At 62.8% G+C, this 13754-nt stretch carries 12 protein-coding genes and 1 pseudogene; 8 read left to right on the plus strand and 5 right to left on the minus strand.

Annotated elements, in window-relative coordinates; translation table 11 throughout:
- Nucleotides 1-13: 13 nt before the first annotated feature.
- The 8 genes and pseudogenes from P9273_RS27110 (at nt 14) to P9273_RS27145 (ending at nt 8320) form a co-directional block, all read left to right on the plus strand.
- Nucleotides 14-1051 (plus strand): NAD-dependent epimerase/dehydratase family protein, encoded by a 1038-nt coding sequence (locus tag P9273_RS27110; protein ID WP_278051508.1) that lies wholly within the window; start codon nt 14-16, stop codon nt 1049-1051.
- Nucleotides 1048-2340 (plus strand): TIGR04295 family B12-binding domain-containing radical SAM protein, encoded by a 1293-nt coding sequence (locus P9273_RS27115; RefSeq protein ID WP_278051509.1) that lies wholly within the window; start codon nt 1048-1050, stop codon nt 2338-2340. The genes P9273_RS27110 and P9273_RS27115 overlap by 4 nt, the downstream gene beginning before the upstream one ends.
- The gene (locus tag P9273_RS27120; RefSeq protein ID WP_278051510.1) at nt 2325-3425 is read left to right on the plus strand and encodes a glycosyltransferase family 4 protein; all 1101 of its coding nucleotides are present in this window, start codon (nt 2325-2327) and stop codon (nt 3423-3425) included. The genes P9273_RS27115 and P9273_RS27120 overlap by 16 nt, the downstream gene beginning before the upstream one ends.
- Before the next feature lie 2 nt (nt 3426-3427).
- Nucleotides 3428-4558: a CgeB family protein gene (locus P9273_RS27125; RefSeq protein ID WP_278051511.1), complete on the plus strand. Its 1131-nt coding sequence runs from the start codon at nt 3428-3430 to the stop codon at nt 4556-4558.
- Complete coding sequence (locus P9273_RS27130; protein ID WP_041003344.1) at nt 4555-5649, plus strand: CgeB family protein; 1095 nt, start codon at nt 4555-4557, stop codon at nt 5647-5649. Before P9273_RS27125 ends, P9273_RS27130 begins: the two co-directional genes overlap by 4 nt.
- Nucleotides 5646-6752 carry a CgeB family protein gene (locus P9273_RS27135; RefSeq protein WP_041003342.1) on the plus strand — a complete coding sequence of 369 codons (1107 nt, stop codon included), beginning with the start codon at nt 5646-5648 and terminating at the stop codon, nt 6750-6752. Before P9273_RS27130 ends, P9273_RS27135 begins: the two co-directional genes overlap by 4 nt.
- Nucleotides 6753-6775: 23 nt before the next feature.
- Nucleotides 6776-7738, plus strand: a pseudogene (locus P9273_RS27140) (UDP-glucuronic acid decarboxylase family protein); the annotation flags it as partial.
- A gap of 423 nt (nt 7739-8161) precedes the next feature.
- Nucleotides 8162-8320 (plus strand): DUF3309 family protein, encoded by a 159-nt coding sequence (locus tag P9273_RS27145; RefSeq protein WP_041003338.1) that lies wholly within the window; start codon nt 8162-8164, stop codon nt 8318-8320.
- A 296-nt stretch (nt 8321-8616) separates the two neighbouring features.
- On the opposite strand, the gene P9273_RS27150 is transcribed toward P9273_RS27145, so the two are convergent.
- The 5 genes from P9273_RS27150 to P9273_RS27170 all read right to left on the minus strand — a co-directional run bounded on the left by P9273_RS27150 (nt 8617) and on the right by P9273_RS27170 (nt 13733).
- Nucleotides 8617-8859: a hypothetical protein gene (locus P9273_RS27150; protein ID WP_278051512.1), complete on the minus strand. Its 243-nt coding sequence runs from the start codon at nt 8857-8859 to the stop codon at nt 8617-8619.
- Between the two features lie 61 nt (nt 8860-8920).
- Nucleotides 8921-9517 (minus strand): cytochrome c oxidase subunit 3, encoded by a 597-nt coding sequence (locus P9273_RS27155; RefSeq protein ID WP_278051513.1) that lies wholly within the window; start codon nt 9515-9517, stop codon nt 8921-8923.
- Entirely contained in the window at nt 9518-11431 is a 1914-nt protein-coding gene (gene ctaD / locus P9273_RS27160; RefSeq protein ID WP_278051514.1) for a cytochrome c oxidase subunit I, read from the minus strand.
- Nucleotides 11428-12510, minus strand: a complete 1083-nt coding sequence (gene coxB / locus P9273_RS27165; protein ID WP_278051515.1) for a cytochrome c oxidase subunit II — start codon at nt 12508-12510, stop codon at nt 11428-11430. Before coxB ends, ctaD begins: the two co-directional genes overlap by 4 nt.
- 170 nt (nt 12511-12680) lie before the next feature.
- Nucleotides 12681-13733: a c-type cytochrome gene (locus P9273_RS27170; protein WP_278051516.1), complete on the minus strand. Its 1053-nt coding sequence runs from the start codon at nt 13731-13733 to the stop codon at nt 12681-12683.
- Nucleotides 13734-13754: the final 21 nt, after the last annotated feature.

Consider the following 13754-nt stretch of genomic DNA (forward strand, 5'->3'; position numbering starts at 1 on the left):
TCGCAACCCGCCTGTGGCGATTGTCGGCGGCAGCGGCTTCATAGGCTCCAATCTGGCCGACAGCCTGCTGTCGGACGGCGAGCCGGTGCTGGTCATCGACAATTTCAGCCGTCCCGGCGTCGAACAGAACCTCGAATGGCTGGCGCAAAAGCACGGCAGCCGGCTCAGCGTGGAAACCGTTGATATCCGCGACGGGAGCGGCCTGACCTCAGCCCTGGCGCCGGCCAAGGCGATCTTCCACCTGGCCGCCCAGACCGCCGTGACCACGAGCCTGGTCGATCCCGCACAAGACCTCGACATCAATCTCAAAGGCACGTTCAACGTGCTCGAAGCGGCGCGACGGGTGAACGCGCCGGTAGTCTTCGCCAGCACCAACAAAGTCTATGGCAGCTTGCCTCAGATCGCGGTGCGCGAGGCCGCCGATCGTTACATTCCCGGCGACGAAGCCATCCGCGCCAATGGCGTGGACGAGACGATCGGCCTCGATTTCTGCACCCCCTATGGCTGTTCCAAGGGCGCTGCGGACCAGTATGTCCTCGACTATGCCAAGTCCTACGGCCTGCCGACGGCGGTGCTGCGCATGAGCTGCATCTACGGCCCCCGCCAGTTCGGCACCGAGGACCAGGGCTGGGTTGCGCATTTCCTGCTCAGCGCGCTCGACGGCCGGCCGATCACGATCTACGGCGACGGCAAGCAGGTGCGCGACATCCTGCACGTATCGGACGCGGTTGCCGCCTATCGCGGTGTGCTCGCCAGGATCGAAGATCTCAAAGGCCAAGCCTTCAACCTCGGCGGTGGACCGCACAACGCCGTCAGCCTGCGCGCGCTATTGTCGGAGATCGCCGCCATGACAGGTCGCGACATCGCACTCCGCCACGACCTGCAACGGACCGGTGATCAGCCCTTCTTCGTCGCCGATACCCGCAAGCTAGAGGCCGCGCTGGGCTGGCGGGCGCGCGTCCCATGGCGCGAGGGTATTTGCGACCTCGCCGAATGGCTGCGCCGGCACCGTGTACAGCCCCGCCCCGAAGTCGCGAGGTATGTCGCATGAAAGTCGCACTGGTCAACCCGCGCTGGACATACGAGCACAGCATCTATTTCGGATGCCGGCAGCCGCATCTGCCGCTGGAGCTTGGCTACTGCAAAGCGCTGCTGGAAGCCAACCGCCACGAGGTGCTGATGCTGGATGGACAGCTGCAGGATCTCGACAACGCCGCGCTCGCCGAGCGAGTGGCCGCGTTCGGGGCGAACATGACCGTGGTGACCACGGCGCCTACTTACCTGTTCTGGCGCTGCGCGCCCCCGGAGTTGCGGGTGCCGGCAGAGTTCCTCAAGCATCTCGCCGGACGCGGTGGCCGCACCGTCGCCGTCGGGCCGCATGGCTCGGCAACTCCTGCCCCCACCCTGCGCAAGCTTGGCGTCGACATCGTCGTGCGAGGCGAATGCGAGGAAGTGGTGGCCGAGCTTGCCGGGTGCGATGACTGGAGCGCCGTCCCCCACACGGCATGGTTGGACGGCGACGCGCCGTCCAGCAACGGTGGCGTCGCGGTCAGCCGCTTCTTGGACCACCCGGCCCTCCATTGGCCGTCCGATTGGATTGCCGCCCATGCACACCATCATCATCGGTTCGATGCAAACCAAAAGGGCTTCGGCGCGGAAGTAGAGGCATCCCGAGGCTGCCCATACAATTGCAGCTTCTGCGCTAAAATCGATTTTCGCGATACATACCGGCGCAGGAACCATGACGCCATCATTGCCGAGATTGACGGCCTGATCGCGCAAGGCGTCGGCTATGTTTATTTTATCGATGAGATTTTCCTGCCGCAGAAGGCGCTGCTCGAGGCGTTGATCGGCCGCGACGTCCAATTCGGTGTCCAGACCCGCATCGACCTTTGGAAACCGGAGCTGCTCGAGTTGCTGGGCGAGGCCGGCTGTGTTTCGATCGAAGCAGGCCTCGAAAGCCTGACCGTCGAAGGCCGCGAGATGCTGGCCAAGCGCTGCCGGCTGGGCACGGAGGAACTGGCCGCGCTGCTGGTTGATGCCCGGCGTCACGTTCCCTTCGTCCAAGCCAATCTGATTGGCGTGGTCGAGGACGACCCGGCGCTGGTGGATTATTGGCGCAAGCATCTCATCGACAACGGCGTCTGGGCCAACGAACCGGTGCCGCTCTATCCCTACCCGAGCTCGCCCAGTTACCGCGAGCTATGGGGCGAGCCCGACGATCTCGCGTGGGAGCGCGCGCATGAGCATTACCTCGCCTCGTTTCGGACATTCAGCGACATCCAGGACCAGCGTCCGCGCGCGCTGGCCGAGTTGGAGTCCTCATGCTGCAATCGCTGATCCATCGCCCAAGGCGTATCCTGATGACCACCGACGCCGTCGGCGGAGTTTGGCGCTATTCGCTCGATCTGGCACGCGAGCTTGTTACCGGCGGTGACACCGTCCTGCTGGCCGGGCTGGGACCGCGGCCTTCAGCGGAACAGGTCCGGGAAGTGCAATCGTTCGCCTCGCTCGCATGGCTTGAAACCCCGCCGGACTGGATGACGCACGACGAGAGCGCTCTCGATCGGTTTCCCGGAGAATTGCGGACCATCGCAACAGCCTTCGCTGCGGATCTTGTTCATCTCAACGCACCGGCTCAGGCGGCCAGGGTCGATCTACCCTGCCCCCTCGTAGTGGTCTCGCATTCGTGCGTCGTGACGTGGTTGCGTGCTGTGCGCGGCCAAGACGTGGCGGGCGACTGGGCGTGGCAGAAGGATCGCAACAGGGCTGGATTCGACCGTGCCGGGGTAGTCGTCGCACCCAGCCGCAGCCACGCCGCCATGCTTGAGTCCTGCTATGGAGCGATCTCGCGCCTGAGCGTCATCCACAACGGCGCCCTGCCTGGCCCAGCGGATTCGCGCCGCGAATCGTTCGCTTTCGCCGCCGCCCGCTGGTGGGACGAAGGCAAGAACGCCAAGGTGCTCGATGCCGCCGCCGCGATCACCGAATGGCCGATTTACGCCGCCGGCCCGCTCGACAGTGGGGATGGACAGAGGATTTGCCTCGATCATTGCGTCACGCTTGGCCCGGTCGGCCACGCCGAGGCGCGGCGGCTGATGGCGCGGGCCAGCATTTTCGTTTCGCCCTCTATCTACGAGCCTTTCGGACTTGCCGCTTTGGAGGCTGCGCTCTCGGGTGCGCCCTTGGTGCTCGCCGACATTGCGACCTATCGCGAGATCTGGGACGGCGTGGCCATGTTCTTCGATATGCACGATCCTTACGCACTTGCCCAATGCATTTCCCACCTCGCCCGCGATGCGGACCTGCGGCGCCAATTCGGCCGGCGCGCCGCTCGGCGCGCGCGTCAACTTTCGCTGCAGGCTCAGGCAGCGGCGATGCGCGAAATCTACGATCGGGCGGCGATGGCCGTCGCGGGGGACTGACCATGCGGTTCGTGTTCTATACCCACTCCGTCGTTTCCGACTGGAACCATGGCAATGCGCATTTCCAGCGCGGCGTCATGCGGGAACTTATCGCGAGCGGACATCACGCATTCGCGCTCGAGCCCGCGGACGGATGGAGCCGATCGAACCTGCTGGCCGAGAAAGGCCCCTTCGCGATCGAACGCTTCCGAAAGGATTTTCCCGAGCTGATACCGGTGACTTACGACGCGTCCTTCGATCATGAGGCCTGGATCGCGAACGCGGATGTGGTGATCGTCCATGAATGGACCGATCCAGATCTTGTCGCCCGTATCGGCCGGGCCAAGCTCAACGGCGGCAATTTCACGCTGCTGTTCCACGATACGCATCATCGCGCCGTATCGGCCACGCAGTGGATCTCGGCACTGAACCTTGAGCATTATGACGGCGTCTTGTTGTTCGGCGAGGCGTTGCGGGAGAGCTATCTTCGCGCCGGCTGGGGCAAACGGGCTTTCACCTGGCACGAAGCAGCCGACGACCGTTTGTTTAGGCCGCAGCTCGATGTCGAGCCTCAATCGGATCTGGTCTGGATCGGCAACTGGGGCGATGACGAACGCAGCGCCGAAATCGATCAGTTCCTGATAGAGCCGGCCCGCGGGCTTGGCCTGTCGGGCACCGTCCACGGGGTGCGCTATCCAGCGGAGGCGCTTGCCGCGCTTGCAGACGCCGGGTTACGGCACGAAGGCTGGATCGCCAATGCCGATGTCCCGAAGACCTTCGCGCAGCATCGTGTGACGGTGCACATTCCGCGCCGGCCTTACCGCGAACACCTGCCCGGCATTCCGACGATCCGCATGTTCGAGGCGTTGGCCTGCGGCATTCCCCTGATCTCGGCACCCTGGTCTGACGTAGAAGGGCTGTTCCGCCCCGGCAAAGATTTCCTGTTTGCCCGCGACGGCGCCGAATTGCGTCGGCACCTGCGCGATGTGCTGCATGACGCCGAACTTGCAAAGGCGTTGGCGGTGGCCGGACTGGAAACCATTCTCGCCCGGCACACCTGCCGGCACCGCGTGGACGAACTGTTCGACATACTCGCCGCATGCGGCAATCGCGCTGCGGTCGACAGCACGACAGCAAAGGAGGCTGCCGCATGAAAATCGCCTTTTACGGATCCAGCCTGTTATCATCCTACTGGAACGGCGCCGCCACCTATTATCGGGGCCTGCTGAAGGCGCTTTCCCGGCATGGCTATGACATCGTCTTTTATGAGCCGGATGCCTTCGATCGTCAGAACCATCGCGATATTGACGTTCCCGACTGGTGCGACGTCGTCGTCTACGAGGCGACGCCGAATGCGCTGATGCAGGTCGCGTCCCGCGCCGCGCAGGCCGATATCGTCGTCAAGGCGAGCGGCGTCGGCTTCGAAGACGAGGCCCTGTTGCGCGCCGTGCTCGACCACTCCCGCAGCGACGCGCTGACGGTGTTCTGGGACGTTGACGCCCCGGCAACTCTTAATGAACTGCGGAACGACTCCGATCATCCTCTCCATGAGGCCCTGCAGAGAATCGGCCTCGTGCTGACCTATGGCGGCGGCGATCCCGTCGTATGGGATTACCGGGCGCTTGGCGCGGCCGAATGCGTGCCGATCTACAACGCACTCGACCCAGAGACACATTTCCCCGTCGCCCGAGAACCCCGCTTCGCCTGCGATCTCGCTTTTCTCGGCAATCGCCTGCCGGACCGCGAAGCGCGCGTGGAGGCCTTTTTCCTCGATCCCGCCAGCGCCCTGGAGGACCAGAAATTCCTGCTCGGAGGATCGGGGTGGGGCGACAAGCCGTTGCCTGCGAATGTTTCCTGGCTCGGTCATGTCGGCACGCGAGATCACAATGCGTTCAACGTCACGCCGAAGGCGGTGCTGAATATCAGCCGCGACAGCATGGCCAGCAACGGATTTTCGCCAGCAACGCGGGTGTTTGAGGCGGCCGGCGCGGGCGCATGCCTGATAACGGACGCCTGGGCCGGCATCGAGTTGTTCCTGACGCCGGGCGAGGAAATCCTGGTGGCGCGGGACGGCGCCGACGTTGTCGAAATCATGCGCACGCTTACGCCGGAGCGCGCGATGGGAATCGGCGCGGCGGCGCTTCGGCGCGTTCTTGCCGAACACACCTACACATTGAGGGCCGAGCTGGTTGACGCCATCTTCAAGGCTCATTTCGAGCGCCGGACCGTGGAGGCTGCGGAATGACGAAGCCGCTCGACATCGTTTTCCTCGGTCTGTCGTTGTCCTCTTCCTGGGGCAACGGCCATGCGACAACCTTCCGCGGGCTGCTGCGAGCGCTCAACAAGCTCGGCCATCGCGTCACATTCCTGGAGCGCGACGTGCCCTGGTATGCGCATCATCGCGACCTGCGCGATCCCGATTTCTGCGATTTGCGCTATTACGACACGGTCGAGGAACTCCGCCGCAACCATCAGCGAGATCTTCGACTTGCCGATGTCGTAGTCATCGGTTCGTTCGTACCTGAAGGCAAAGCGATCATCGACGATCTCGCGTCCTTGTGCACCGGGCAATTCTGCTTCTACGACATCGACACTCCGGTGACGCTGGCAAGGGTCGCCGAAGACAACTGCGACTACCTCGCGCGTCGGCAGATCCCCTATTTCGACGTCTATTTCTCCTTCACGGGGGGACCGACCCTCGAACGCCTGAAGCTTGAATTCGGCGCGCGCCGGGCGGAGCCGCTCTACTGCTCGGTCGACCCCGAGCGGCACCATCGGATCGGAAGCAAGATCGAATGGGATCTGGGCTATCTCGGTACCTACAGCGCGGACCGGCAGCCAATGCTGGAAGCGCTGCTGATCGAGCCAGCCCGCAGGCTGCCGCAGCGACGGTTCGCGGTTGCCGGTTCGCAATACCCGTCCGAGATCGCCTGGCCTTCCAACGTCGAGCGAATCGAGCACCTGCCACCCGGCGATCATGCAGCCTTCTACAGCAGGCAGCGCTACACGCTGAACCTGACACGCACCTCGATGATCTCAGCCGGATGGTCGCCCAGCGTGCGGCTCTTCGAAGCCGCGGCGTGCAGAACGCCGATCATCAGCGACCGCTGGCCCGGCCTGGAAAGTTTCTTTCCGGCCTCGGCAATCCAGACGGCCGCGAGCGCGGAAGATGTGACGGAAATCCTTCTGAAACAGTCGGACCGCGCCAGGCTCAATATGGCCAGGCAGGCTTGTTCGCTGGTCCTCGACGGCCACACCGGAGATGCTCGGGCACGTGAGTTCACGTCAGTGCTCGTGCAGCCACAGACACGTCCCTTGCTCGATCTGGACGTCGAAAGTGCAGCATGACAGGCATACAGGAGAACGTAGAGATGCGGCGTTCAAGAACGGTTCAACAGACACGGACGGTGCTTGTCGCCGGCGGTGCCGGTTTCCTCGGTTCGCACCTATGCGAGGCCCTGTTTGGCGATGGCCATCGCGTGATCTGTGTCGACAACTTTCTTACCGGGCGTATGGAAAACATCACCCCCCTTATCGGCCAATCGCGGTTTCGGCTGATCGAGCAGGATATCTGCACTCCGCTCGAGCTCGGTGAGCCGGTCGACCATATCTTTAACCTGGCATGCGCGGCGTCCCCGCCCCGGTACCAAGCCGATCCGGTTCACACGACCCGCACCTGCGTGATCGGAACGCTCAACCTGCTTGAGCTTGCGGTGCGCGACGGCGCGCGGTTCCTGCAGGCCTCGACAAGCGAAATCTATGGCGATCCCGAACAGCATCCGCAGCGCGAGGATTACCTTGGCCATGTGAACTGCACCGGCCCGCGCGCCTGCTATGACGAAGGCAAGCGCGCCGCAGAGACGCTTTGCTTCGATTATCTGCGGGCCGAGATGGCCGATGTGCGTGTCGCCCGTATCTTCAACACTTACGGCCCGAGAATGGACCCTGCCGATGGCCGCATCGTCTCGAATCTGGTTATGCAGGCACTTGAAAAGCGGCCGTTGACGATATTCGGCGACGGCCGACAAACGCGATCCTTCTGCTACGTCACCGATCTGGTCGATGGCCTGCTGCGGCTCATGAACATCGAGCCCAATCCACGCCAGCCGGTCAATCTTGGCAATCCCGGAGAATTCACCATCCTCGAATTGGCCGACCTGGTGAGGGAACTGACCGGCACCAGGTCGCCCATGAAATTCCTGCCTTTGCCGCAAGACGATCCTCGCCGGCGACGCCCCGACATAGCGCGTGCGAAAACGCTTCTCGGCTGGTCGCCCAAGGTGCCGCTCAGGCAGGGCCTGCTGCAGACAATCGTTTACTTCGCCGATCTTGACGACACGGCGACGGTGCCGCCGGCCGAATCGACTGCCAAGTCGGGGACGGGCAGATCTGGACCTCTCAGCTCCAACGATGCGGATCCGGCGAACGTTCTTTTCGCTCGAGCGGAACATCCGACCAAGGTTCTGGTTGGACCTGACAACCAGTTAGGAGAACATAACCGTGCAGTCGAAGCGATCAGCCAAGGACATCGACCAGATGGCGGCCGCGGAAACCGCCGCCTTCCTGCGACGAGCCTCCATCACGTATCTCGAATGCTGCGTCAGTCTGATGATGACGCATCTCCAGCGCGAGGAAGTCGCCAGCATCCTCGAACAGGAAGCTGACATGCTGCGCAAGCTGGACTGAGGCCCCGGGGCACTGTTCCATTTTTCGCGACTGCCGGGCCGGTATTGCGCAAACCAGGAAGGAGAGCCGATATGGGTCTCGGTACAATTCTCATTATCATTCTTATCTTGGTGCTGATCGGCGCGATCCCGGCTTGGCCGTATTCGGCGGGCTGGGGCTACGGCCCTTCAGGCCTCGTCGGCGTCATACTTATCATCCTGGTGATCCTGGTTCTAATGGGCAGGATTTGAGGGGCCGGATAGCCCGGCCACACCTGGTCGATGTCTCTGTCGAAACGCGAATCCCGTGCTGCCTGAACGCTTCCGGATGACAAAATCCTGTCGCACGAGGGCGGTTCACGGAAACGGCGAAGCGCTTTACTCTTTGTTTTTCACGCAATTCCGGAAGGCAAGCCGCTCATCCTTCCTGGATTGCTCTAATTTCGCATGGAATTCGCGCTGCCGGCCTTCACAGCGGGTGATCCGCTTCCGATCCAAAGAGCCATCAGGACCAATGCGGCCGCCAGGTAGAACGCGGAGGCGCCCACTCAATTCGTGTAGCGGAGACACAAGGGCCGCAGCAAGCGCTGCCCAGCCCGTCGCGAAGCAGGCCGGTGCCACCATGCGACGCCGCGCCCCACTCCTGCCTGCCGCCAAAGCCGCAACACGCCACCGATGTAGAGCAGCAATGCAAGGCCAAGCGGGATGACGATCATGCCGGAGATGGGCCAGCCGCCACCAGGCACTTGATCCGCGCCATGCGCAAATGCGATGGCCAGCGTCAGCGCCATGCATGCTGCCGAACAAGCGCTCCGAGCAATTGCACCTCACCGATGCGAAGAACGACCCGCATCAGAGCCTCGGCAGCCAGTAGAGCAACGCGTAGAGCGGCAGCCACGACAGCACGACAAAATACCAGTAGAAAGCATTGTCCTCGGCATCGCTGAAGCGTTTGCCCGTTCCGTGCCTGGTGAACATCAGCACGGCCAGGACGAGTGTGTCGGCGACGTCCGTCAGCACATGCACGCCATGCAGGCCGAGCAGAAGCCAGACAAAAGAGCCGTACGCGTTGTCGCTCCAGCGTACCGGCAAGGCCGAGAACTCCATGACGCGCAGTCCGATAAGCACCAGGCCGATCGCGCTCATGACCAGCAGCAGCACACGGACCGAGCGCCGGCTCTCCCGCATAGCCGCTCGCCTTATCAAGAAGTTCGGCAGCGCGCTGACGACAAGGAGGAGCGTGAAGAGCGCGGACCAGACCAAACTCAAGGGAACCGCGTCCTTCGCCCAATGCCTGTTGGTGACGGCCAGGTAAAGATAACCGCCAATGCCAAGGGCAAAGCCAGTTCCCTCCAGCAGGCAAAATGAGAAGGTCCCCCACCAGGGAGTGACACGCGAGCCGAAGGCATAGGTCGGCAAATCGGAGACATCGATGACGCTGCGGGCCATCTAAACGTTTTCCTCGGTGGTTTTCGGCCAGAACCAGGCGACCAGCACAATGGCGACGACAGGCGAGCCCCAGGTGATCGCCCACGGTGTGTAGATCGAACCGATGAAGGCGACGGCGGTAGCGAGCGCCGCCAGAAAGGGCCAGATCGACGGCGCCGGAGATTCCTCGCGAATGTCAGGCCGAGCCTCGGTGAGGCTGGTCACGACCAGTTCGCGCTCATCAACCTTGAGACCGCCGACCACCGCCTTATCGCCGCCCCGATCCCAGAGCGGCGAGCGGCATGTGATGTAGGGAATGCGGTCGAAATTCTGGGGCTGGGGCGGCGAGCTGGTCGCCCATTCCAGCGTTTCGGCATCCCAGGGATTGTGGCCGGCAAAGGAACCCGAGCGGGCGCTGACGACCATATTCCAGAGCATGAGCAGAAAGCTTGCAAAGAACAGCAGCGCACCGGCGCTGGCGAGCAGGTTAAGCCCGCCCCAACCCATCTCCGCGGGATAGGTGTAGACCCTGCGCGGCATGCCGTGCAGGCCAAGCAGATGCATCGGAAAGAAGGCGGTGTTGAAGCCGATGAAGGCGAGCGCGAACTGCCATTTGCCGACCCGCTCATCCATCAGCCGACCCGTCACCTTCGGGAACCAGTAGTAGACCGCCGCGACAAGCGGAAAGAGAGTGCCGCCGATAAGCACGTAGTGGAAATGGGCGACGACGAAATAGGTGTCGTGCACTTGCGTATCGATCGGAACCGATGCCAGCATCACGCCCGAGAGGCCGCCCGCGACAAAGATGAAGAAGAAACCGAGCACGAAGATCAGCGGCGTCTTGAGCACCGGCTTGCCGTCCCAGAGCGTCGCGATCCAGCAGAATATCTGGACGCCGTTCGGAATTGCGATCGCCATGCTGGAGGCAGTGAAGAAGGCGGCGCCCACCTCGGGCAGGCCGGTCACGAACATGTGGTGAACCCACAAGCCAAAGGACAGAAAGCCGATCGCGATCAGCGACAGCACCATCGGCAGATAGCCGAAGACTGGCCGCCTGGAGAATGTTGCCACGATCGCCGACACGAAGGCGGTTCCAGGCAGGAAGATGATGTAGACTTCGGGGTGGCCAAAGAACCAGAAAAGGTGCTGCCAAAGCAGCGGATCCCCGCCCGCATCGGCATTGAAAAACTGCGTGCCTACCAGCCGGTCCATGATCAGCATCGACGAGGCGAGCATGACCGCCGGCATAGCGAAAATGATGATGAACGAATGGACAAGCATGGTCCATACGAAGAGCGGAATGCGGTCAAGCGTCATGCCCGGCGCGCGCTGCTTCAGGACCGTGACGACGATCTCCACCGACACCGCGAGCGCGGCGACTTCGGTAAAAGTGATCATCTGCGCCCAATAATCGGGCCCCTTGCCTGGAGTGAAATCCAGGCTTGCGAGCGGGACGTAGGAGAACCAGCCGACATCCGGGCGAATGCTCAATGCGAAGCCGCCCCACAACATCAGGCCGCCGAACAGGTAGACGTAGTAGGAGAAGGCGTTGAGGCGCGGGAAGGCGATGTTGCGGGTGCCGACCATGAGCGGCACCAGATAGACGGCGAACGCCTCGCCAACCGGCACGCCGAACAGGAACATCATCGTTGTGCCGTGCATGGTGAAAAGCTGGTTGTAGAGCTCGGCGCCGACGAGGTGGCTGTCCGGCCGCGCGAGCTGCAGCCGCATGATGATCGCCATGATGCCGCCGGCCAACAGGAAGGCGAAGGCAGTCACGGCATACCGGATGCCAATGATCTTGTGATCGACCGTCGAGAGAACGCCGATCAGACCGCGCGCCGTGCCCCAGGTCTTGCTCAGCCTCGCGCGCAGTTCCTCGTCACCCAGATCGGTGTCACGGGTCTCGTGACGTTCTTGGGCCGCCGGGCTCATTGCGAACTCTCCGAAAGAGCGGCGGATGGAGACGATCTCGCGGAAGCAAGAACGCTTTGTCTTGGAAGATGCGCCATCGGCTTTGCCGGTGCGGCTTGATTGGCGCGCCAGCGTTCGAATTGGTTCGGCTCCATTGCCACCACGAAGATCGCCATATGCGCATGCTGCTGGCCGCAGAATTCGGCACACTGGCCGCGATATGTGCCTGGCTTGTCGGCTTCAATACGGAGCTCGTTGCTTGTGCCGGGAATGAGATCGAGCTTGCCGGCGAGGCTCGGTATCCAGAAAGAGTGGATGACATCGGCTGTGGCGAGCTTGATGTCGACCGGGCTGCCGACCGGAATGCGAATCTCGTTTGCCGTCTCGAAGCCGTCGTTTCCTTCATACCGGACCTGCCACCACCACTGGTGCCCTATAACGGAGATCGTCAGCGCCGCGCCTGCCCCGCTCCTGAAAACCGCCTTTTGTCCGCCGAAGCTGAGCACGGTCAAGCCTGAGAGAATGATGGTGCTCGACGCCAACATAGCAGCAAAGGCAGCCTTCATTGCTGGTTTGACGGCTGGATGGGCCTCAGCAGGCTCGCCGCGACTGCCGCGCCTGTGCACAAGCGCGAGCAGCAGCCCCGTCATGGTGACGAGCCAGACGACGCCGAGTACTGCCGTGAAGGTCCAGAACAGAACGGCCAGAGCGTCGGCCTGCCTGCCATGCGGATCGAGGACCGACTGCGTGTCGGTGCAGCCCGAGACGAGAATGCAGGCTGCAGCACCGACGAGACCGGGTAACGCCGCCGCTCCCCCTTCGGAGACTTTCGGAAACGGAGAAAGCGGGACATTCGGAACTCTCCAGTTCCGTTCCGTGTTGTTGGGTCGATCCGAGGCCGAGGAAGCCGAGCCGTGAGTCTCAGACGCGACATGAGGATTTTCCGCGAGCCCGGATTTTACCTCGGGGCATTCCTCGCCTTCTGCCTGGTCGGTGGCGTTCTTCTGTTTTGCGGCATCTATGCGCCATAACGTCGGCGGATGCCGGGAGTGATCGCCCGCCCCGAAATTCTGCATCTCGTGAGCCTGCCAGAAATCCATGCAGCGTGGTTCACCCGGAGGAGGACGCTTCAGCCGGCTGTCCGCCTTATGCGGCCGTCTGTGCGCATTCGGAACTGGCAGCAAGGGATAAAGTTCCTTGGAGCTGATCCCGACCTGTCCGTGCAGCATCGGCCCTTTTTGCTTTGGATTCCACGAGCCGCGCATCCCCCTCATTGAGGAGCTTCGGAACGCTTTGAGAAAAAGGCCGATACGGCGGTTATATCGTCGTCCGTGAGGCGTTGCGCCGCGGTCGCCATGATACGCCAAAATCGCGTACCGCCGCGGGTCTCGGACCGGAACAGCTTCAGTTGCCGTTCGAGGTAAGCGGCGTGCTGGCCGTCAAGGCGCGGATAGAGCGGATTCTTGTCGGAGCCGATGTGGCAGCCGGCACAGGCAGGTACATTCCGCTCCGGAATTCCGGCTTCCGCGATTTGCCGTCCCCTGCCGATCACCTCCGCCGAAGCTCGATCAGGGTCCACCGGTGACGGCGGCAGCGCAGCAAAATGCCGGGCAAGCGCAGCCAGGTCGGAGGGGTCAACGCCGGTCACCGGCAGAGCCATGAAGCCGCTCGTGCGATCGCCTCTGGCATAGGCTTGGAGACTGGCGAGCAGATAGGCTTCCTTCTGCCCGGCGAGAGCGGGTACGAGACCACCCCTGCCCTCGCCGTTGCCGCCGTGACAGCGCGTGCAGTCCGCGAGTGCCGCCGGAGCGGTAGGTTGCGATCCGTCTAAGGCAAGTTCCCGAAATCCGTTTGCATCGAGTTTCGGAAGCTCCCGCAGGAACGCAACCATGGCCCAGACCTCGTCATCCCGATCGCGGGCCGGCCAGGCGGGCATGCCCGTGAAACGTATTCCATGCTTGACGATCCTAAACAGCTGAGCGTCGGTCCAGTCTCCGACCGTGAGCGCAAGGTCCGGCGGCTGCGGAAGCATCCGCATCACCGCCGGTGAGCGGGGCTCACCTGGTTCGCCGTGGCAAATCGCGCAACCCCTGGCAAAATGGCCGGCTGCCGCCGGAAGGCCCCGGCTGTCGAGCGTTTTCGGGGCGTCCACGGCCAATGCATAAGTGCGCACGGCCGAACGCATGGCGAGTTGGAGGAACCAGGCGGTCACCTTCCAATGACCACTGCTGGCACCGACGTTGAAGAAGCCGATCCATGCCCCAAGCAATATGACCACAGGCAAACCGACAGCGCCGAACACGACATGCTTCAGGCGGATCATTATCGGCTGGTTTGCCACGCG

The organism is Mesorhizobium sp. WSM4935 (assembly GCF_029625735.1).
Classification (GTDB): Bacteria; Pseudomonadota; Alphaproteobacteria; order Rhizobiales; family Rhizobiaceae; genus Mesorhizobium.